The sequence below is a fragment of the Bordetella sp. genome, from assembly GCF_051960075.1.
In the GTDB taxonomy this organism is placed as follows: domain Bacteria; phylum Pseudomonadota; class Gammaproteobacteria; order Burkholderiales; family Burkholderiaceae_B; genus Bordetella.
This window is the reverse complement of the sequence record NZ_JBQCER010000062.1, coordinates 36,544-55,040: the sequence shown is the minus strand read 5'-3', so window position 1 is coordinate 55,040 and position 18,497 is coordinate 36,544. Positions and strand designations below refer to the sequence as shown.

General features: G+C 64.7%; 23 protein-coding genes. 20 read left to right on the top strand and 3 right to left on the bottom strand.

Annotation, left to right across the window (positions count from 1 at the left end; translation table 11 throughout):
- Nucleotides 1-245 precede the first annotated feature (245 nt).
- The 20 genes from btc22 to sctC all read left to right on the top strand — a co-directional run bounded on the left by btc22 (nt 246) and on the right by sctC (nt 15,899).
- Nucleotides 246-536 carry a Btc22 family type III secretion system chaperone gene (gene btc22, locus ACTHJ1_RS10480; protein ID WP_440191701.1) on the top strand — a complete coding sequence of 97 codons (291 nt, stop codon included), beginning with the start codon at nt 246-248 and terminating at the stop codon, nt 534-536.
- A gap of 66 nt (nt 537-602) precedes the next feature.
- A complete protein-coding gene (locus tag ACTHJ1_RS10475; protein WP_440191698.1) occupies nt 603-1,109 on the top strand; it encodes a SycD/LcrH family type III secretion system chaperone in 507 nt (168 codons plus the stop codon).
- A 70-nt stretch (nt 1,110-1,179) separates the two neighbouring features.
- Nucleotides 1,180-2,181 (top strand): type III secretion system translocon subunit SctB, encoded by a 1,002-nt coding sequence (gene sctB, locus ACTHJ1_RS10470; protein WP_440191695.1) that lies wholly within the window; start codon nt 1,180-1,182, stop codon nt 2,179-2,181.
- Nucleotides 2,182-2,191: 10 nt separating this feature from the next.
- Complete coding sequence (gene sctE, locus ACTHJ1_RS10465) at nt 2,192-3,415, top strand: type III secretion system translocon subunit SctE (protein WP_440191693.1); 1,224 nt, start codon at nt 2,192-2,194, stop codon at nt 3,413-3,415.
- Nucleotides 3,416-3,438: 23 nt separating this feature from the next.
- Nucleotides 3,439-3,915, top strand: coding sequence for a SycD/LcrH family type III secretion system chaperone (locus ACTHJ1_RS10460; RefSeq protein WP_440191690.1), 477 nt, complete (start codon nt 3,439-3,441; stop codon nt 3,913-3,915).
- Nucleotides 3,916-4,009: 94 nt separating this feature from the next.
- On the top strand, nt 4,010-4,423 hold the full coding sequence (locus ACTHJ1_RS10455; RefSeq protein WP_440191687.1) for a hypothetical protein: 414 nt from the start codon (nt 4,010-4,012) through the stop codon (nt 4,421-4,423).
- 11 nt (nt 4,424-4,434) lie between these two features.
- A complete protein-coding gene (gene sctI, locus ACTHJ1_RS10450; protein ID WP_440191684.1) occupies nt 4,435-4,878 on the top strand; it encodes a type III secretion system inner rod subunit SctI in 444 nt (147 codons plus the stop codon).
- A gap of 8 nt (nt 4,879-4,886) precedes the next feature.
- Complete coding sequence (gene sctJ, locus ACTHJ1_RS10445; RefSeq protein ID WP_440191681.1) at nt 4,887-5,696, top strand: type III secretion system inner membrane ring lipoprotein SctJ; 810 nt, start codon at nt 4,887-4,889, stop codon at nt 5,694-5,696.
- Complete coding sequence (locus tag ACTHJ1_RS10440; RefSeq protein WP_440191678.1) at nt 5,693-6,325, top strand: SctK family type III secretion system sorting platform protein; 633 nt, start codon at nt 5,693-5,695, stop codon at nt 6,323-6,325. Before sctJ ends, ACTHJ1_RS10440 begins: the two co-directional genes overlap by 4 nt.
- Complete coding sequence (locus ACTHJ1_RS10435) at nt 6,295-6,933, top strand: HrpE/YscL family type III secretion apparatus protein (protein WP_440191675.1); 639 nt, start codon at nt 6,295-6,297, stop codon at nt 6,931-6,933. Before ACTHJ1_RS10440 ends, ACTHJ1_RS10435 begins: the two co-directional genes overlap by 31 nt.
- Nucleotides 6,933-8,330 carry a type III secretion system ATPase SctN gene (gene sctN, locus ACTHJ1_RS10430; RefSeq protein WP_440191672.1) on the top strand — a complete coding sequence of 466 codons (1,398 nt, stop codon included), beginning with the start codon at nt 6,933-6,935 and terminating at the stop codon, nt 8,328-8,330. The genes ACTHJ1_RS10435 and sctN overlap by 1 nt, the downstream gene beginning before the upstream one ends.
- Before the next feature lie 76 nt (nt 8,331-8,406).
- Entirely contained in the window at nt 8,407-8,916 is a 510-nt protein-coding gene (locus tag ACTHJ1_RS10425) for a type III secretion protein (RefSeq protein WP_440191669.1), read from the top strand.
- The gene (locus ACTHJ1_RS10420; protein ID WP_440191667.1) at nt 8,913-9,497 is read left to right on the top strand and encodes a hypothetical protein; all 585 of its coding nucleotides are present in this window, start codon (nt 8,913-8,915) and stop codon (nt 9,495-9,497) included. Before ACTHJ1_RS10425 ends, ACTHJ1_RS10420 begins: the two co-directional genes overlap by 4 nt.
- 22 nt (nt 9,498-9,519) lie before the next feature.
- Nucleotides 9,520-10,602 (top strand): type III secretion system cytoplasmic ring protein SctQ, encoded by a 1,083-nt coding sequence (sctQ, locus tag ACTHJ1_RS10415; RefSeq protein ID WP_440191664.1) that lies wholly within the window; start codon nt 9,520-9,522, stop codon nt 10,600-10,602.
- Nucleotides 10,599-11,324 carry an EscR/YscR/HrcR family type III secretion system export apparatus protein gene (locus ACTHJ1_RS10410; protein WP_440191661.1) on the top strand — a complete coding sequence of 242 codons (726 nt, stop codon included), beginning with the start codon at nt 10,599-10,601 and terminating at the stop codon, nt 11,322-11,324. Before sctQ ends, ACTHJ1_RS10410 begins: the two co-directional genes overlap by 4 nt.
- Before the next feature lie 9 nt (nt 11,325-11,333).
- Nucleotides 11,334-11,600: a type III secretion system export apparatus subunit SctS gene (sctS, locus tag ACTHJ1_RS10405; protein WP_440191658.1), complete on the top strand. Its 267-nt coding sequence runs from the start codon at nt 11,334-11,336 to the stop codon at nt 11,598-11,600.
- Nucleotides 11,601-11,616: 16 nt separating this feature from the next.
- Nucleotides 11,617-12,417 (top strand): type III secretion system export apparatus subunit SctT, encoded by an 801-nt coding sequence (gene sctT, locus ACTHJ1_RS10400; protein WP_440191655.1) that lies wholly within the window; start codon nt 11,617-11,619, stop codon nt 12,415-12,417.
- A 70-nt stretch (nt 12,418-12,487) separates the two neighbouring features.
- Entirely contained in the window at nt 12,488-13,537 is a 1,050-nt protein-coding gene (gene sctU / locus ACTHJ1_RS10395) for a type III secretion system export apparatus subunit SctU (protein WP_440191652.1), read from the top strand.
- A gap of 5 nt (nt 13,538-13,542) precedes the next feature.
- On the top strand, nt 13,543-13,941 hold the full coding sequence (locus tag ACTHJ1_RS10390) for a CesT family type III secretion system chaperone (RefSeq protein WP_440191649.1): 399 nt from the start codon (nt 13,543-13,545) through the stop codon (nt 13,939-13,941).
- Between the two features lie 5 nt (nt 13,942-13,946).
- Nucleotides 13,947-15,899, top strand: coding sequence for a type III secretion system outer membrane ring subunit SctC (gene sctC / locus ACTHJ1_RS10385; RefSeq protein ID WP_440191646.1), 1,953 nt, complete (start codon nt 13,947-13,949; stop codon nt 15,897-15,899).
- 17 nt (nt 15,900-15,916) lie between these two features.
- Here sctC and ACTHJ1_RS10380 read toward each other — a convergent pair whose 3' ends face one another.
- The 3 genes from ACTHJ1_RS10380 to ACTHJ1_RS10370 all read right to left on the bottom strand — a co-directional run bounded on the left by ACTHJ1_RS10380 (nt 15,917) and on the right by ACTHJ1_RS10370 (nt 18,314).
- Nucleotides 15,917-16,459, bottom strand: a complete 543-nt coding sequence (locus tag ACTHJ1_RS10380; RefSeq protein WP_440191706.1) for an RNA polymerase sigma factor — start codon at nt 16,457-16,459, stop codon at nt 15,917-15,919.
- Nucleotides 16,460-16,705: 246 nt separating this feature from the next.
- Nucleotides 16,706-17,725 carry a helix-turn-helix transcriptional regulator gene (locus ACTHJ1_RS10375; RefSeq protein ID WP_440191644.1) on the bottom strand — a complete coding sequence of 340 codons (1,020 nt, stop codon included), beginning with the start codon at nt 17,723-17,725 and terminating at the stop codon, nt 16,706-16,708.
- A 7-nt stretch (nt 17,726-17,732) separates the two neighbouring features.
- Nucleotides 17,733-18,314, bottom strand: a complete 582-nt coding sequence (locus ACTHJ1_RS10370; RefSeq protein WP_440191641.1) for a hypothetical protein — start codon at nt 18,312-18,314, stop codon at nt 17,733-17,735.
- Between the last annotated feature and the right edge of the window lie 183 nt (nt 18,315-18,497).

Genomic DNA, 18,497 nt, shown 5'->3' with positions numbered 1-18,497 from the left:
CGACACGCAGACCAACAGCCAGCAGATGGACATGCTGCGCCTGCAGAGCCTGTCGAACAAGCGCAACGAGGCGTTCGACGTGATGACCAACTTCGTCAAGAAGATGCAGGACAGCCGTTCGAGCATCATCGGCAACATGCGCTAGGCGTGTCGGACGGCCGCTCGCGCAGCGTCGGCGGCGCGCACGCATAGAAAACCCCTTTTTCTCATTCAACCCAGCCATTTCATCACCACAGGATCCCACCATGTCCAAGACTCCCGAACAAATCGTGCAAGAAGCTCAAGCCCTGGTGCAGCAGGCGCAGCAAAGCCTGGATGCCAGCGACGCGTTCTATCGCTCGCAAGGCTTGGATCCGGCCAAGGTCAAGTCGGTGCTGGAGGCCCAGGCCACCGACAAGGACCGCGCCGAAGCGCAGGCCATGTTCCAGAAAGATCTCGACGCCGTCGAGCGCGAGGCCGCCGAAGAGGCTGCCCGCCTGAGCTTTGCGCAGGCCCCCGCGTCGTCCGGCGCGCGCAAGCCGCGCAACATGGTGTAAGCGGACCGAACTTTTTTGGCGTTTCGGTCACTCAATACGCAAGCAAGACAACACAAGGCGACAGCAATGAACGCAACTTCGGAAAGCCGCGACGAATTTTCAGCCCAGGACGCAGTCCGGGCCGCCGAGAATCTGGCCGTCCTGTGGCGCTCGGGCGGCACGCTGGGCGATGCCATGAACATCACGGCCGACGAGTGCGAGGCCTTGTATGCCTTTGGCCACGCGCAATACCAGCAGGGCAAGTACGCCGACGCTTTCAAGGCTTTTGCGCAGGCCACCATCTACAACCACATGGAGCACCGCTACCAGGCGGCGGCGGGTGCGGCGGCTCAGATGCTGGGCCGCTACGAAGACGCCTTGCGCCACTACCTGGCCGTGACGGTGATGAAGCTGGATGATCCGGCGCCCGTTTACCACTGCGCCGAGTGCCTGCTGGCGATGGGTAAGCTGCCCGAGGCGGCCGAGACGCTGGAAATGGTCTCCGACATGTGCAAAGACACGGAGCACGCGGGGCTGAAGTCGCGCGCCCAGGCGCTGCTGAAGGCGCTCAAGACAAAGATGGCGGCCAGATAAGCCGCGGTTCAAAGCGGGAAACCCAAAAATCATCGCCCGTCGGCATGCCGGCGAGCCCCCGGAGATAACCATGACCAGCATTACGTCCTTACCGCCCAACCTGCAGACGCTGTTGACCGAGGCCAGCCAGCCCGGCGCCGATCTCAGCGCGATCAAGGGCAAGCTCCTCAAGGAGATCGACTCGCTCCCCGCCGAGCAGGTCGGTTCGATCCTCAAGTTTCTGGCGACCCAGAGCGAAGGCCAGGACGGAAATCTGCTGGATATTCCCGGGGCCAACGGCAGGAAAGACGCCGGCGGGGCGAACGAGGCCATGAAAAACCTGAACAGCGAAACCATGGCCACGGACATCTATTCCGTCATGGCCCTGATTCAGAAGCTCGCCCAGGAGCAGCGCAACTCGGCCCGCGCGATCCGCGACTCAAACCTGGAGCAGCAGGTTTCCCAGATGAAGAGCGCCGCCGATGAAATCCGCAATGCGGCGCAGGACCGCTTCGTCGGTGCCGTCGTGGCTGGCGCCATGCAGATCGCCGGCGGCGTCGTGCAGATGGGGTCAGCCGTCGCGTCCGGGATCAAGTCCGCGCAGGCGGCCAGCAAGCTGACCGAAGCGAACCAGGCGTCCAAGAGCGCGGTCAACGCGCAGAACGACATCATGGAATTGCGCCAGAATTCCAAAGGGCTTGTCGATAAAGAGCTGAGGCAGGAGTTCTCGCAGCGCATCGGGGATCTTAAGAAGCAGAGCAATCTGGATACTGCGAACGCCAATTTCCTGAAAAGCCAGGCCGACGATCTGTCCACGAAGGCGGGCAATCGGCAGGCGTTCGGGCAGGGCGCGTCGGGCCTTCTGGGCGGCATCGGCGGCATCGTCAACGCTTCGCAGGAGCGCAAGGCCTCCGAGCACGACGCCAAGAAAAGCGAGTTGGAAACCAGCGCCAAGATTTCCGACACCAATATGCAGCAGGCCAACGATTTCATGCAGCAGATGATGGACATGATCCGCGACGTGCGCGACAAGCTCAGCGCCATCGAGCAGTCCAACGTCGAGACCAACCGCGGCATCGCCCGCAATATCTGAGGAGCCGGCCATGACCAGCGTCAATCCCTACGGCGGCGGCGCGTCGTTGACGACCACGACCGACACGCAGGCCACCACGGTAGCCACCCAAAACCTGGGCTCGACCCAGACCGTCGAATCCGAGAAGATGCTCGCCGAACTGCTCAAGATGCTGGAGAGCACGCCGGAATCGCAGCAGGGCGGCTCCAAGGTGACGGACTCGCGCGGCGCGCCGGCCATCGATGCGCCCGCCAAGGAATTCAACGCGGCCGACATGGTCGACCTGCTGCGCAGCCTTCGCAGCAAGAACGAGGATGCCCAGATGCAGACGGCCCAGCATGGCCTGGAAAGCGCACGCATCAAGGCGGAAAAGAACACCGAGCAGCAGCTCGAGAAAATCAAGGAATGGATAGACAAGTGCAAGGAAGCGGACAGCCAGAGCGGGCTGTCCAAGATCTTCGGCTGGATAGGCAAGGTCTTCGCCGTGATCGCTGCCGCCGTGGCGGTGGCGGTGGCGGCGGTGGCCACCGTGGCCTCCGGCGGGGCGGCCGCACCGCTGCTGGCCTTTGCCATCGTCGGCGCCATTGGGGCGACCATGTCACTGGCCGACCAGATATCCAAGGAGTGCGGCGGCCCGGAGATCAGCATCGGCAATCTGCTGAACGTTACGGTTGGCAAGTTCCTCGAGGCCGTGGGCGTGCCCAAAGAGAAGGCGGAGCAGATCACCAAGATCATTGGCGGCGCCATGGGCCTCATGATGCCGGTGATGCTGATGGTCGAGCCGCAGTTGCTGGGTAGCATGGCGCAGACGATCGCCAAGATGGCCGGTGCCGACGATGCGACGGCCGGCTACATCGGCATGGCGATCGGCATCGCCGCGGCCGTGGGTGTCGGCATCGCCATGGCCGTGATGAGCGGCGGCTCCAGCCTGGGCACCACGAGCCTGAAGATCGCCAACGGCCTGGCCAACGCTGGCGGGCAGCTCATCCAGGGCGCGACGTCGGCTACCCAGGGCGGCCTGGGCATCGCCGCGGCCGGCAATCGCAAGGAGGCCGAGAACCTGATGGCCGACAAGAAAACCCTCGAAGCCATGATGCTCAAGCTGCAGAAGCAGATGGAAGAAGGCCGTGAAGAGCTGAAGAAGGTCATCCAGCAAATCGAGGAAAGCATGCAGATGGTTTCCAAGATGCTGGCCGGCGCGACCGACAGCATGGCTCAGATCACGGCCAATATCGGCAAGCGCTCGACCGTCTAGCCTTCAGCAAATAGGAGCAAGTCATGTCTCAAGCAATGACCGCCGCGCGCAGCGAGTTCGGCGAACAACTTTTCCAGGGCTTGGCGGCCTTGCCTTCCAGCGGCCGCATGACCAGCGAGCAGCTCGAGGTGATCTACGCGCTGGCCTATGCGCATATCACGCAGGGCCAGTATGCGCAGGCGTTGCCCATCTTTTTCATCCTGGCCCACTACGGCCCCACCCGCAAGCACTATCTGCTGGGTCTGGCCTTGTGTCTGCAGCGCTGCCAGCGCTATGCCGAAGCCATCCATATCTACTCCATGGCCGACGTGCTGTTCCCGGGCGGCCCCGAGCTGGCCTTGCGCGTGGCCGAGTGCCAGCTGATGCAGGGCGATCGCGCCGAGGCGCGCGAGGAGCTGGAGAGAGTGCTGCGCTTCATTGCAGAGTCCGGCGGCAAGTACGACGAATGGAAGCCGCGCGCCGAAGTGCTGATGGATCTGGCGCAGCGCGAAAGCGCCTGAACGCGAGGGGATCCGGTTAACCATCATGCAGGCAGAAGCAGTCCCCCAGGCATCGGGTGTAGAAAAAGCCGCCGTTCCGCAAGGAACGGCTTTTGTGCTTGATGCACAGGATGCACGCTTGCTCACCGAGATCGGCATGCTGGCCGCCGAGGCGGGCGACGTGACGCGCGCCGATGCGATATTTGGCGCTTTGCGCCGCGTGCGGCCGGATCGGGCTTATCCCTACATAGGCCTGGCCTTGGCGCGTCTGGCCGCAGGCCGCGCCGGCGAGGCGGTACGCCTGCTCGAGGATGCCGACGCGAGCGATCCGCAGGAGCGAGGCGTCCTGCATGCCTGGCGCGGACTGGCTCTGCAGCTGACGGGACGGACGGCGGAAAGCCGCAAAGTATTGAACGAGGCCGCCGCCATGTCCGGCGAGGGTGCTCGCATGGCGTTGCGCCTGTTGGGGCGGGAAGAAGAGGAAGCTAGAATGCCTGCCAGACTTGAAACAATTGTTATCAATCAGTAGACGAGGGGAACATGGAAATTGCCGCTGCTACCCAAGCCTTGCTTGCCGCCGCCATGCCGCCGGCCGCCGCGGCGCCCACGGCGCCGGCCGCTCCCTCGGCGCTGGTGACCGAACGCTTCAATGCCATGATGAACGCCCCTGACGCGACCCAGGCGGCGCAGACGGCCCCGGAGTCCACGCTGCAGCAGGCATTCGCGGCGCAACCGTCGGGTTATGCCCAGGGCGGCTCGCTGGGCAGCCAGATCCTCGCCGGCCTGCAGTCGTCGGCTGCGCAGGTTTCGCAGCAATGGCAAACTCTGGCGGGCAGCATCGACCGCGTCGCCGCCAAACCGTCCGTCGGCGACCTGCTGCAGGTGCAGGCTCAGATCGTGCAGGCGGAAGTGCAATACGACCTGGTCAGCAAGACCGTGTCGAAAGCGACGTCCAATATCGACACGCTGGTCAGGATGTCCTGATGCACGACATGCGCGCTTCACTCCTGCGTTGCCTGCGACTGGCGTTGACCGCCGGACTGTTCGCGCTGCTCGCCGCCTGCGGCTCGAACGTGACCTTGTTTTCGGGCACGACGCAAACCGAGGCCAACCAGCTGCTGTCGGTTCTGCTCGATTCCGGCATCCATGCCGAGAAGACCACGCTCAAAGACGGCATTTCCATCTCCGTCGAGAGCGGGCAGGTAGCCCGGGCCTTGAACATCCTGCGTTCCCGAGGTCTGCCGCACGAGCAGTTTGACGGCATGGGCCAGATATTCAAAAAAGAAGGACTGGTCTCGTCCCCGGTCGAAGAGCGGGCGCGCTACATCTACGCGCTGTCGCAGGAACTGGAGAACACCCTGTCGCAGATCGACGGCGTACTCGCCGCGCGCGTGCACGTGGTTCTGCCAGAGCGCGGCGGCGTGGGCGAAGCCGCCACGCCCTCGACGGCGGCAGTTTTCATCAAGCATCAAGCGGGCATCAACCTTGATGCGCTCAGGCCGCAGATACGCCGCCTGGTGACGCATGCCATTCCGGGTCTGACCGAGGACAGGGTCTCCATCATCATGGTGGCGGCCCAGCCCCTGCCCGGCGTGGACGCGAACAATTCGCCGGCCCTGTCGTCGGTGCTGGGCTTTCGGGTCGACAGCGGCTCGGCCATGGGTCTGGGCGTGACGCTGGGCTTGCTGGTGCTGCTGGTCGTGCTGCTGGCGGCCGGCCTGGGCTACGTGCTGTGGCGCTATGTGCTGCAGGACGCCCCGCGCACGCGCCGCGAACCGTCCGCCGGAGGCCAGGCCTCATGATGGATGCGCGAGCGCTGTTCGGCGCGCGGCTGGTCGAATTCAATCTGCTGCCCAGCCGCACCCTGCATCCTTCCCGGTACGCCGAATACGGCGCCCCCGCCGAACCCGTGCCGGCCGAGTTGGCGCCGGCCTGGCACCGGCATTGGTCGAACGCCATTTTGCGCAAGCTTGGGCTGCAGAGCAGCCCGGTGCGTGATTGCTCTCGTCCCGAACTGGCCCTGGCTCTGCTGCCTGGCGATCGCCTGGCCCGCTGTGCGCGCCTGCTCGGCGCCACGCTGTGCGCGCCGCGTCTGCGGCGCGTGATCGCAGGCGCCGACGTGCGTCGCCTGCTCGAAGGACTCGGGCCCGACGCGCTCGATTTTGCACGGCAGTCCAATGCCGTCCTGCCTGCCGGCATGCAGAGCGGCGACGCATTGGATGCGCAAGGCGTGGACAGTCTGGGCCACGCCGTGATGCTCGAAGCGCTGCGCGGCGGCGGACCTGAACTGGTCCTGCGCGCCGAGCTGCGGCTTGCGGCCGGTCCGGCCGCAAAATCTCCCTGCTCCCCGGCTCAGGCGCTGGATCTGGCCTTGAGCGTTCTGAAGATCAGCGAACCGACATGGCACTCCTCATTCCTCGCGACGCGCTGACGCCGCGCCGCCTGGCGGCCAGCCTCGATCCTGCCGCCCGTGTGCTGCGCGGCGACGACTACGCGGTTCTGGCCGAAGCGCAGGCGCTGCTCGACAATGCGCATGCTCAGGCCCAGGCCATTCTGGCGGGTGCGCAGGATGCCTTCGAGGCCGAGCGTCAGCGCGGCTACGCCGATGGCAAGCAGGAGGCCCTGCTCGACCAGGCCGAGAAAATGATCGAGACCGTGGGTCGCACGGTCGAGTATTTCGCCGGCGTCGAGAACGAAATGGTCGATCTGGTGATGGCCGCGGTGCGCAAGGTGGTCGACGGTTTCGACGACGAGGAAAAAGTCATGGTCGTGGTGCGCAACGCCCTGGCCGTGGTGCGCAATCAAAAGCACATGACACTGCGCCTGCATCCGGACGATCTGGAAATCGTGCGCAGCCGCATCAACGACATCCTGGCCGCCTATCCGGGCGTAGGCTATCTGGACCTCTTGGCCGACGGACGGCTGGCGCACGGCGCCTGCATTCTGGAGAGCGAAATCGGCATGGTCGAGGCCAGCCTCGAAGGGCAGATCGAAGCGCTGCGCGGCGCTTTCCAACGCACGCTGGGAAGCCGAGTGTGATGGATATCGAGACCCAGCCGCCGAACGTGCGCGATCCTTCGTCGAAGGATGTCGCGACGCCGCGCTTCAGGCAGTTCGACTACATCACCGAAATGATGGAAGTCGCGCTGCAGGACACGCCGACGCTGCGCATCAAGGGCCGGGTCACGCAGGTCATCGGCACCATCATCAAGGCCGTGGTGCCTACCGTGAAGGTGGGCGAGGTCTGCATTTTGCGCAATCCCGGCGAAGACTTCGAGATGAAAGGCGAGGTGGTGGGCTTCGCGCGCGACGCCGCGCTGCTGACTCCCATCGGCGACATGTACGGCATTTCCTCGGCCACCGAGGTCATTCCCACAGGGCGCGCCCATATGGTGCCCGTGGGCGACGGCCTGCTGGGCCGCGTGCTCGACGGACTGGGCCGGCCGCTGGACGAAGAAGAGAACGGTCCGATCGAAGCCAGCAAGTTCTACCCGGTGTTCGCCGAGGCGCCCGATCCGCTCACCCGCCGCATCATCAAAGATCCGCTGGAACTGGGCGTGCGCGCGCTCGACGGCGTGCTCACCTGCGGCGAGGGGCAGCGCATGGGCATCTTCGCCGCGGCCGGCGGCGGCAAATCCACGCTGATGGGCATGCTGGTCAAAGGCGCCGACGTGGACGTGACCGTGGTGGCCCTGATCGGCGAGCGCGGCCGTGAAGTGCGCGAATTCCTCGAACACGAACTCGGCCCCGACGGCCGCAGAAAGAGCGTGATCGTCTGCGCGACCAGCGACAAATCGTCGATGGAACGCGCCAAGGCTGCCTACGTGGCTACCGCCATCGCCGAATACTTCCGCGACCAGGGCAAGCGCGTGCTGTTTCTCATGGACTCGGTCACGCGTTTCGCGCGGGCCCAGCGCGAGATCGGCCTGGCCGCGGGCGAACCGCCCACGCGCCGCGGCTATCCGCCGTCGGTCTTCGCCACCCTGCCCAAGCTGATGGAGCGGGTGGGCATGAACCAGCATGGCTCCATCACGGCGCTGTACACCGTGTTGGTCGAAGGCGACGACATGACCGAGCCTATCGCCGACGAGACGCGCTCGATCCTGGACGGCCACATCGTGCTGTCGCGCAAGCTGGCGGCGTCCAATCACTATCCCGCCGTCGACGTTCTGGCCTCGGCCAGCCGCGTCATGAACGCGGTCATCACGCCGGAACACAAAAAGCTCTCAGGCCGCATTCGCGAGCTCATGGCCAAGTACCAGGAGGTCGAACTGCTGGTGAAGATCGGCGAATACAAGCGCGGCGGAGACGCCGTCACGGACGAAGCCATCGACAAGATCGACGCCATCAACACCTTCCTCAAGCAGCGTACCGACGAGCGCACCACGCTCGCTCAGGCGCTCGATGGGATGGCGAAGATAGTGGGTGGTAAATGATGAGCACGCCGAGCCGTCTCAAGTGCGCTACGCGCCCCCTCGGGGGGAGGGCGCGTGGCGCCAAGGGGGCTGCATAATGGCCAGCATGTTCGACGACCTGCTCGCGATCAAGCGTTTTCGCGAAAGCCAGGCAGAGCTCGCGGTTGCCAAACAGCGCCAGGTTCTCGTCGAGGCCGAACACGCGCGAGAAGAGGCCATTCGCCTTCTGGCCGAATACCGCGACTGGTCCGAACGGCGCGAGCACGAGATGTACGACGATCTATGCAGCCGCATAGTGCGTGTGCGCGAAATCGAAAACGTGCTGCAAGGCGTGGCTGAGCTGCGCAGCGGCGAGCGGCGCCACGAAGAAGGCGTGCAGTCGGCCGAGCAGCAGACGGTAGTTGAAACGCATACGCTGGCCGAACGGCGTGAAGTCCATCAACTCGCCACCCGAATGACCGAGAAGTTCATCGAACTCGCCCGTTTGCATCTGGCGGCTTTCATGCTCGAGCAGGAACGCAAAGAAGACCTCGAAATGGAAGAGGCCGCGTCGGTACGGCGCGATCGCGAGGACTGGGAAGAACACGAGGAGTACGAGCCATCATGACGGATCGGCGCATCGGCCTGGATACGGCCGTGCCGCAAGGCATGCCGGGCTCGTCTGCGCGATTCGGCGCAGGCGGCGCGGACGTGCGCGGCCAGGCGTCGAAGGACGACCGCCAGGCTTTCGAGCAGGCGATGGCGAGCGAACGGGCGCCGACGCCGTCCGAGGCCGCCCCCGTCGACGTACCGCGCCCTTTTGCCCTGTTCGGCGCCTTTGCGCCGTCCCTGGCCAGCTGCGCCTCGGGCGGTGCGCCCGCACCCGGCGAGTTGTCGCAAGGCCTGCGGCAGGCGGCCGAGCGCCTGCTGGTCGGCGACGGCAGCTCGGGCCGCCGCGAGGTGCGCATCGAACTCAAAGACGACGTGCTGCCCGGCGTGACGGTCTGCGTGTACGAAGACCAGGGCCTGCTGGTGGCGGCTTTCGTCTGCGCCAGCGAGCCTTCGCGCGAAAAGCTCTGCGCCTGCGCGCCCGCGTTGGCCGGCGAGCTGGCCGGTTCGTTGAACCGCGCCGTGCTGGTGCGTGTCGGCACCGACGATCCCGAAGACCCTTGCCCGTTCGAGGCGGCCGCCGATCCGGCGGTGCCCTGATGTTCCTGCCACGATGGACCTGATGACTTATATCCCGGCCCGGCCCGCCGCCTTGCCCCGTCTTACCGCCAATGAGGCCCAGGCCCTCTCCCTGGTCGCGCGGCACGGCGCAGATTTCACCGTCGAATTGCCTCCGGCCGGCGGTGCCGCGGCCGAGGCCCAGCCCGCCGTATGGCACCTCGGCTTCACCCCCGGCGTGGCCGATGCCTTGCGCCAGGCCATGACTCGGCAAGTCGTTTTCGAATGGTCGGGCGCGCTCTTTCGCCTGAGCCTGCCCGATGCCGCGCCGTCGCTCTGGCTGGCTGCGCGCTTGCCGGACCTCGCGCCTGGTCCGCTGCCCGAGGCGCTGCAGGCAGCCGCGTTCGAAGCACTGCTGGGCGAGGCCGCCGCAGCGTTGTCGGGCTTGTCGCCCGGCGGTCCGGCGCGCGTGCTCGACGAACCGATCGACGCGCCTTTGCCCAATATCTGGACGCTGACGCTTGCCGCGCGTAGCGGCGCAAACTGCCGCGTCGTTCTGGAGTGCGATTCGCTGGGCCTGATGCTGCTTGCCGGCCAGCTGTCGGCCCGTATCGCTCCCGGGGGCAACGCGCTGCAGACCGATGCGCTGCCGGTGCGGCTGCGCGCCGAGGTCGGCGCCGCACGGCTGCCGTCGGGTCTGCTGCAGTCCCTGCGCGAACGCGACGTTGTATTGCTCGACGAATACTTCGTCGGCCCGCAAGGCGAACTATGGCTGGGCATCCCCCAGGGCCAGGGCCTGCGCATACGCGCCGAACAATCCTCCTACCTCGTTACTCAAGGCTGGACTCCCCTCATGACAGAACCCACCAACCCGACAGGGCAAGATGCCAGCCAGACCCAGTCTGCTGAACCGTTGGACCTGGACGCGATTCCCGTGCGTCTGACTTTCGACCTGGGCGAGCGCACCCTGACCCTGGCCGAACTGCGCCGCCTGCAGCCGGGCGAGACCTTCGATCTGCAGCGGCCGCTGGCCGGCGGCCCGGTGATGATCCGCGCCAATGGCGCGCTGTTGGGCACCGGCAGCCTGGTCGAGGTGGACGGTCGCGTGGGCGTGACCATCGCCACGCTGGGCAAACCCGCGCCATGACGCATTTCGATCCGATCACCCTCGTTGTCGTCCTGGCGCTGCTGTCGCTGGTGCCGCTGGCCGCGGTGATGATGACCTCGTTCCTGAAGATCGCGATCGTGCTGTCGCTGGTGCGCAATGCGCTGGGCGTGCAGCAGGTACCGCCCAATATGGCCCTGTACGGTTTGGCGCTGATTCTGTCGGCCTACGTGATGGCCCCGGTGATCATGCAGGCCGGCCACGAGATGCAGGCGGTGATCGCGCCCGCGGCGCAGACGAGCGGATCGGCCGCAATGCGGCCGGGTGTGCCGTCCATGCCGTCCATGCCGTCGCTCACCCCGCCGCCCGATCGCATGGAGCTGCTGCTGGGCGCCACGGCCCGCGCCGCCGAACCGCTACGGGCTTTCATGCTCAAGAACAGCCAACCCTTGCAGCGCGACTTCTTCGTGCGCACCGCGCATCAGCTGTGGGGCCCGCAGTTGTCCAGCGGCGTCAAAGAGACGGACTTTCTGGTGCTGATTCCGTCGTTTCTGGTGTCCGAACTGACGTCCGCGTTCCAGATCGGCTTTCTGCTGTATCTGCCTTTCGTCGTCATCGACATCATCGTGTCCAACATCCTTCTGGCCATGGGCATGATGATGGTGTCGCCGGTGACGATCTCCATGCCCCTCAAGCTGTTCCTGTTCGTCATGGTCGACGGCTGGACCCGCCTGATCCAGGGCCTCGTGCTTTCCTACCGCTGAGGACTTCGCATGGGAAGCGTGGACATCGTCTCGTACATGACCCAGGCGCTCTATCTGACGCTCTGGCTGTCGCTGCCGCCTATCGCGGTGGCAGCCATCGTGGGGACGCTGTTTTCGCTGTTTCAGGCGCTGACCCAGATTCAGGAACAGACGCTGTCGTTCGCCATCAAGCTGATCGCCGTGTTCGTGACCATTCTGTTCACTGCCCGTTGGCTGAGCGGCGAGCTCTACAACTTCACGCTTTCGGTCTTCGACCTCCTGTACAAAATACGATAGGGAGCCAGGGAACGAAATGTCTTCGGGGGTTACCTACGCAGAAGCGCATATCTTCATCGGCACGCTGGCTCTGGCCATGCCGCGCGTGCTGGCCATGTGCTCCATATTGCCCTTGCTGAGCAGCCAGATGCTGCCGCGCCTGATCCGCTACGGCTTGTCCGCGGGCCTTGCGCTGGTGCTGGTGCCGATGCTGGAACCCGGTTATGTCGCGATGGATTTCAACGGGGTTCAGATCGCGCTGATCGTGGTCAAGGAAGTGTTCGTGGGCATGGTGATGGGGTTTCTCGTCGCCATTCCCTTCTGGATCTTCGAGGCCGTGGGCTTCGTGGTCGATAACCAGCGTGGCGCGAGCATGGGCGCCGTGCTCAACCCGGCGACGGGCAACGATTCGTCGCCGCTGGGCATTTTGTTCAATCAGGCGTTCCTGGTGTTCTTTTTGGTGGGAGGCGGCTTCAGCCTGATGCTGACCATGATGTACGACAGTTTCCGCATCTGGAGCCTGTGGCACTGGTTCCCGACGCTGCGCATGTCCAGCGTCCCCCTGATCCTGGACCAGCTCAGCCGGTTGGCCAGGCTGGTTCTGCTGTTTGCCGCGCCTGCCATGGTGGCGATGTTCCTGGCCGAACTGGGCCTGGCGCTGGCCAGCCGCTTCACGCCCCAGTTGCAAGTGTTCTTCCTGGCCATGCCGATCAAGAGCGCGCTGGCCCTGTTCGTGCTGGTGCTCTACATGAGCACGCTCTTTGACTACGCGGACGAAACTGTGCGCGGCATCCCTGGCATCTTGCCGTTCCTGAATTCGCAATGGGGTGCGCGATGAGCATGCCGAGCCGCCTCAAGTGCTCATTGCTCCCCCCGGGGGAGAGGGCGCGTAGCGTCAAGGGGGTCGCATGAGCGGCGAAAAGACAGAACAGCCAACCAGTAAGCGCCTGCGCGAATCGCGCCAGAAAGGCGATGTCGCGCACAGCAAGGACTTCACCCAGACCTTGCTGATCCTGGCGCTGTTCGGCTATATGCTGGGCAACGCCAACAATCTCATCGCGGCGCTGGGCCGGCTGGTGCTGATTCCCGCCGGCCTGGTCGGGCTGCCTTTCGAGGACGCGCTCAAGACCGCGCTCTCCGAGGCTTTGCGCCAGTGCGTCGATATTCTGCTGCCCTTCCTGCTTATCGTTCTCCTGGTGGGCATGTTCGCCGAGTTTCTGCAGGTCGGCATCGTGCTGGCCTTCGAAAAGCTCAAGCCTTCGGCCAAAAAGCTCAACGTCATCGAGAACCTCAAGAACATGTTCGCCAAGAAGAATTTGGTCGAAATGCTCAAATCCATCATCAAGATCACCTTCTTGTCCGCGCTGGTGACGCTGGTGATACGCGACGCGCTGCCGCAGCTCATCGAGGTGCCCCATTCCGGGCTGGCGGGTCTGCGCAAGGGCGTAGGGGGCATGCTTGTCGAGCTGATTTTGAACGTGGCCCTGGCCTACGTCGTCATTTCGCTGGCGGACTTCGTCTGGCAGCGCATGCAGTATCGCAAGCAGCTCATGATGAGCAAAGAAGAGATCAAGCAGGAATACAAGGAGATGGAGGGCGACCCTCACATCAAGCACAAGCGCAAGCACCTGCACCAGGAGATGGTCATGGGCGGTGCCGTGGAAAGCGCGCGCAAGGCGTCGGTGGTGGTCACCAACCCCACTCACTATGCCGTGGCCTTGTATTACGAGCCGGACGAAACGCCGTTGCCCGTGGTGCTGGCCAAGGGCGAGGGCGCGTTGGCCGAACGAATGATGCAGGCTGCGCGCGAAGCCGGCGTGCCGGTGATGCAGAATATTCCGCTGGCGCATGCGCTAATGGCCGATGCTTTGCCCGACCACTACATCCCCAGCGAATTGATCGAACCCGTGGCCGAAGTGCTGCGCCTGGTGCGCAAGCTGGCCGATACGCAGGAGTGATATTCATGTCCGTTTTCGTGCCTCCTCTGATTTCGCGTTATGCGGCGCGGCATGGCGTCGCCGACGCCGTGCGCGCCGACGGTCGTGCCATTTTGGTCATCGACGATAAATACCGCGTCCGCTTCGCGCCTGCCCGCAACGGCTGGGTCGCACTGAGCGCGCGTTTGTGCGCATTGCCGCCTGCCGGCGCCGCACGCGAGAATTTTCTCGCCGGTCTGGGCAGGCAGGCGGTCGGCATGCTCAACAAATACGCCAGCGGCTGCACCATCGACCCCGACGAAGAGGCCCTGTGGCTGGAACAGATGCTGCGGCCCGATACTGCCGATACCGAGGTGGACGAGGCCGTCGGGCAGTTCGCCAATGCCCTGTCGTTCTGGACGTCCGCCGTCCGCCGCGCGGCCTGATTGATATGCAAGGAGAAACCCCGTTGAAGCGAATCATCCTGTCGGGCGCGCTGTCGCTATGCCTCGCGTTCGCCTGGCCGGCGCAGGCGGCCCCCAACTGGCCGAATGCCCCCTATAGCTTTTACGCCAAGAGCGAAGACCTGAAGGATGTGCTGCAGGAGTTCGCCAGCGGCTTCAGTCTCTCCCTGCAGATGGGGTCGGGCATCAAGGGCACAGTCAACGGACGCTTCAACGCCAATACGCCCACCGAATTCATGGACAAGCTGGGTGGGGTGTACGGCTTCAGCTGGTTCGTCTACGGCGGTACGCTCTTCGTGAGCAATGCCAGCGATATCACCGCGAAGTCGATCAGCGCGATGGGCGGCTCGATCACCGCGATGCACGATGCGCTGCTGCAGATGGGCGTGGTGGATCCGCGCTTCGGCTGGGGCGAGTTGCCCGACCAGGGCATCGCCCTGGTGTCGGGACCTCCGGCCTACGTCAAGCTCGTGCAGCGCATGGTGTCGGCGCTGCCGCTGGGCGCGGGCGGTCAACAGGTGCAGGTATTCCGCTTGAAGTATGCCTCGGTTCAGGACCGTGTCATCAGTTACCGCGGCCAGCAGATCACCATGCCCGGCGTGACCACGATCCTGCGCAACCTCATCCAGGGCTCGGGCAGCGGCAACAACAATCAGGTCCTGTCGTCCATCGCCGCGCCGTTGCGCCAGCATCCGCCTGCGTTCAACAGCTATACCGCGACCAACGCCGGCGACGCCAATGCGCCGGGCGGCGTCGCCGCCAGCAATGTAAACGTGCAGGTGTCGGGCACCTCGGCGGCCGGCGCCGCGTCGGCTGGTTCGGAGCGTCCGGACCGCGCCAGCGGCCTGCGTTTGCAGGAGCCCAGCGTGCAGGCCGATCCGCGCCAGAACGCCATCATCGTGCAGGACATTCCCGACCGCATACCCATCTATCGCCAACTGATCGAGGAACTCGACAAGCCCAGCACGCTCATCCAGATCGAAGCGATGATCGTGGACGTGGACACCAATCTGGTCAATCAGCTGGGCGTGACCTGGGGCGGGTTGGCCGGCAAGGCTGCGCTGGGCTACGGAGATCTCTCGCTGACGCCCAGCGGAGGGCTGCCGGTCGTCAGCGGCGCCTCGCCCACGCCGGGTACCTTGGGCGTGAGCGTGGGTAATTTGCTGGTGGCCCGCCTGAATGCCTTGCAGGCCTCCGGCCAGGCGCACATTCTTTCGCAGCCGTCGATTCTGACGGTAGACAACATGGGCGCCGTGATCGACCTGTCCACGACGTTCTACATTCAGACGGTGGGGCAGACCGTGGCCACGGTGACGCCGGAGACCGTGGGCACCTCGCTGCGCGTCACGCCCCGCTATATCGACGACCACGGCGATCGCAAGGTCGAACTCACCGTCGATATCGAAGACGGCGGGATCGATCAGAGCACGACGGTGGGAGCGCTGCCTACGGTGAGTTCCAGCACGATCAGCACGCTGGCCGTGGTCGGAGACGACCAGACGCTGCTGATCGGCGGCTACGACCACGCCCAGTATTCCTCGCAGATCAGCAAGGTGCCGATTCTGGGCGACATTCCCATCATCGGCGCGCTGTTCTCCAGCCGCGGCAAGACGGGTCAACAACAGGAGCGACTGTTCCTGCTGCGTCCGCGCGTGGTCGCGATCGCCGGCAAGATGATCTCGATGCCGCGCGGACAGGACGGCTCGGGCCTGGCGCTGAGCGCGACCTGGGGGCAGGCGGCGGCGGGGCATTCGCTGAGCCTGGTGGGCGGGCAGCAGACGCGCGTAATGCCGGGTGTGCAGCAAGCCGACGGCAATGCGCCGCTGACGGTTTCGCCCGACTACGTCGCGCCGGACTCGGTGGGCACGTCGATGGAGCCGTTCACGCAGGGTGGCCGCGGCACCGCACGGCGCAGTTCGTTTACGAGCGTGATGCCCTAGACTGGAGCAAGGGCCTGTCAGCCGTTGAGCTCCAGGCCCTTGCGCAGCAATTTTTCGCGCAATGCGCTGCGTGCGCGCGACAGACGGCTGCGCACCGTGCCGACCGGCACGCTCAGGAGTGCCGAGGCTTCTTCGTAGGTGAGGTCGTCCATGCCCACGAGCAGCAGTATGTCGCGCATGCTTTCAGGCAGTTCGTCGAGCGATTCCTGCAACAGGCGCATGGACTGCGTTTGCGCGACGGCCTGCTCCGGCGTGACGCCGGACGCGGCATGGTCGTAAAGCGCTTCTTCGCCGACGAAATCGTAGCGACGTTCCGGCGCGCGCGACAGATAGTTGCGCACCAGATTCATGGCTATGCCATAGAGCCAGGTGGAAAGCTGGGATTCGCCGCGAAAGCTCTGGTAAGAACGCGCGGCTTCGATGAAGGCTTGCTGGGCCAGGTCTTCGGCCTCGGCGATGTTGCCGATGTGCTTGATGATGAACCGCTGCAGGCGGGAACCGTGTTCCCGAACCAGATCGCGCAGCAATTGATCGTTCGCCACGTCGTCGATCACGGGCATCGCGCCGCATGGAGGGATCGTTTCCTCATGCGGTACTGCCACGCGGGGATTCGACGAATCGATCATGGAACGACGGCGACCTGAAATGGAATGAAAAAGAGCATTGCGAGTTCGACACAAAATACTACATACAACGCCAATATCGCAATATTGGTTAGTTTCTGACAACTTTTGCCAGATATTCGTAATTTTCTTGGTCAGGTGGCGATTCTAAGGGGCTGTAGATGACAGCCTTAACCGTCTGTCTCAAACAGCGCGACTTCTTGGCCAGTTTTGCGCGGCGAGGCGAAAGTCGCGAGGCGTCATGTCGTAGGCTCGCCGGAAGGCGCGGGCAAAATCGGGCGCGCTGCCGAAGCCGCACGAATAGGCGATTTCGATGATGGGTTTGTCCGGAAAGCGCAGCAATTCGTTGGCCGCCGCGCGCAGCCGGCCATTACGGATGTAGGCGTGCAGGCCGCCCTCGTGCTGAAACAGGCGGTACAGGGTGGCACGGGCCAGGCCGCAGGCCCGCAGTACGCTGTCCGGCGTCAGGTCAGGGTCATACAGGTGCGCTTCGATATAGCGCCGCGCCTGCGCGAAAGAAGCCGCTTTTTCCGCGGTCTCGACATTGCCGGCAAGGCGGTAGCGCCGAGCGAACGCGGCGGTGATCAGTTGGCCGCAGTCGGCGAGGCTTTGCCGCGCGTCGGCGGCGTTCATCGCGCCCAGGTGCCGCAGTCGGGTCAGGGCGTCGGTAACGGCACTCGCCAGCGTCGGGTCGCCGGGCGAGGGAGGGTCGAATTCGAGCAGGCGGCCATGCAGCGCCTGCGCTTGCGGCAGCACCGACTCGACGACGGCGCGCGGCAGGAACAGGGCGCGCACCTGGCTCGCACAGCGGCTCATGGTCATCGGTTGGCTCATGTCCAAGGCCAGGATGCCGGGCCTGGACTGATGCGCCGCGCGGCGCGGATAGGCGCCCGTGGAGGTTTCCGCGCAGCCGTCCACGAGCACGTGGAAGCAATAGGCCTGCATTTTGTCTACCGAAATCTGCGCGATAGAACGGTTCTGCGTATAGGCGTCCGTGCGAGCCTCGATGTACATCGCGTCGCCGGCGCCGTAACGATCGATCGTCGCGCGAAAACCCGCCAGCCTCGCCGAGCGCGAAACCGGCACGGTGACGACCGTCAATTGGTCGCAATAGGTGCGCCACTGATCTGCAGGGGCAAGGCCGGCCGTGGTGAAACGGCAATGCTCGACCTTTCCGGCGCTGCCGCGCATGACTTCCGTCATGTTTCGGCTACTGCGCTTGCGCGAGCAGCTCGCGCAGCCAGCCGCGCGCCGTGGCGGGGTCGACCGGTTGCGTCTCGGACTGGTGGGCCTGGTCGAATTTTTGCTGCATGGCCGCGTCGATGCGCTGCCGCGCCGCGGTATCCAGGCTGTCGGAAGACACGCGCTCCTGGCGGCAGACGTCCAGAAAATCGGCTCCCTTGCTGTGGGCGGAGAGGCCTAGCTGGGTCACGAAATCGACGCCGTCCATGACGGAGCGTTTGGTCTGCGCCAGGTCGACGGCCAGCTCGATGGTATGCGCCGACAGCGGCTTGCCTGCTCCGGGCGTCAAGCTCAATTCATGGGCGACAAGGGCGGCGACGCCGTGGCCGTAGGTTTGCCCCAGGGCCTTGGTGAACAAGCCGACGGTATCGGCATCGGGCGCTACCCAGGCGACGCTGCGCCCTCCTGGGGTCGCACCGGTTCCCAGCACCTGCAGGGAGCGCCCGTCGACGGAGACCTGTACGGAGTCGCCGGTGCGCGCCGCTTCGCTGAACGCATCGAGCGACAGGCCGGAAACATCGGGCGACTGGACGATTCGATTGATGGTCATACAGCGGGAGGGAACGGTCGGGCCAAGTTCGGTACTAAAACAGGAAGGAAGCGGCGCCGGCTTTCACCAGCGGTTGCTATACGTGGCAACCGCGTCGGATTCAGTTCCCTGCTCGGTCAAAAAAAATAAAAGGGCCATATCCAATCGGCTTTGATCCATCATGTGGGGCCTGATACCAGGGTT

Bases quoted from the DNA above. Each gene is read 5' to 3' on its own strand.
- btc22 (WP_440191701.1), top strand. From the start codon at position 246: ATGTCCAAGACTCCCGAACAAATCGTGCAAGAAGCTCAAGCCCTGGTG.
- ACTHJ1_RS10475 (WP_440191698.1), top strand. From the start codon at position 603: ATGAACGCAACTTCGGAAAGCCGCGACGAATTTTCAGCCCAGGACGCA.
- sctB (WP_440191695.1), top strand. From the start codon at position 1,180: ATGACCAGCATTACGTCCTTACCGCCCAACCTGCAGACGCTGTTGACC.
- sctE (WP_440191693.1), top strand. From the start codon at position 2,192: ATGACCAGCGTCAATCCCTACGGCGGCGGCGCGTCGTTGACGACCACG.
- ACTHJ1_RS10460 (WP_440191690.1), top strand. From the start codon at position 3,439: ATGTCTCAAGCAATGACCGCCGCGCGCAGCGAGTTCGGCGAACAACTT.
- sctI (WP_440191684.1), top strand. From the start codon at position 4,435: ATGGAAATTGCCGCTGCTACCCAAGCCTTGCTTGCCGCCGCCATGCCG.
- sctJ (WP_440191681.1), top strand. From the start codon at position 4,887: ATGCGCGCTTCACTCCTGCGTTGCCTGCGACTGGCGTTGACCGCCGGA.
- ACTHJ1_RS10440 (WP_440191678.1), top strand. From the start codon at position 5,693: ATGATGGATGCGCGAGCGCTGTTCGGCGCGCGGCTGGTCGAATTCAAT.
- ACTHJ1_RS10435 (WP_440191675.1), top strand. From the start codon at position 6,295: ATGGCACTCCTCATTCCTCGCGACGCGCTGACGCCGCGCCGCCTGGCG.
- sctN (WP_440191672.1), top strand. From the start codon at position 6,933: ATGGATATCGAGACCCAGCCGCCGAACGTGCGCGATCCTTCGTCGAAG.
- ACTHJ1_RS10425 (WP_440191669.1), top strand. From the start codon at position 8,407: ATGGCCAGCATGTTCGACGACCTGCTCGCGATCAAGCGTTTTCGCGAA.
- ACTHJ1_RS10420 (WP_440191667.1), top strand. From the start codon at position 8,913: ATGACGGATCGGCGCATCGGCCTGGATACGGCCGTGCCGCAAGGCATG.
- sctQ (WP_440191664.1), top strand. From the start codon at position 9,520: ATGACTTATATCCCGGCCCGGCCCGCCGCCTTGCCCCGTCTTACCGCC.
- ACTHJ1_RS10410 (WP_440191661.1), top strand. From the start codon at position 10,599: ATGACGCATTTCGATCCGATCACCCTCGTTGTCGTCCTGGCGCTGCTG.
- sctS (WP_440191658.1), top strand. From the start codon at position 11,334: ATGGGAAGCGTGGACATCGTCTCGTACATGACCCAGGCGCTCTATCTG.
- sctT (WP_440191655.1), top strand. From the start codon at position 11,617: ATGTCTTCGGGGGTTACCTACGCAGAAGCGCATATCTTCATCGGCACG.
- sctU (WP_440191652.1), top strand. From the start codon at position 12,488: ATGAGCGGCGAAAAGACAGAACAGCCAACCAGTAAGCGCCTGCGCGAA.
- ACTHJ1_RS10390 (WP_440191649.1), top strand. From the start codon at position 13,543: ATGTCCGTTTTCGTGCCTCCTCTGATTTCGCGTTATGCGGCGCGGCAT.
- sctC (WP_440191646.1), top strand. From the start codon at position 13,947: ATGCAAGGAGAAACCCCGTTGAAGCGAATCATCCTGTCGGGCGCGCTG.
- ACTHJ1_RS10380 (WP_440191706.1), bottom strand. From the start codon at position 16,459: ATGCCCGTGATCGACGACGTGGCGAACGATCAATTGCTGCGCGATCTG.
- ACTHJ1_RS10375 (WP_440191644.1), bottom strand. From the start codon at position 17,725: ATGACGGAAGTCATGCGCGGCAGCGCCGGAAAGGTCGAGCATTGCCGT.
- ACTHJ1_RS10370 (WP_440191641.1), bottom strand. From the start codon at position 18,314: ATGACCATCAATCGAATCGTCCAGTCGCCCGATGTTTCCGGCCTGTCG.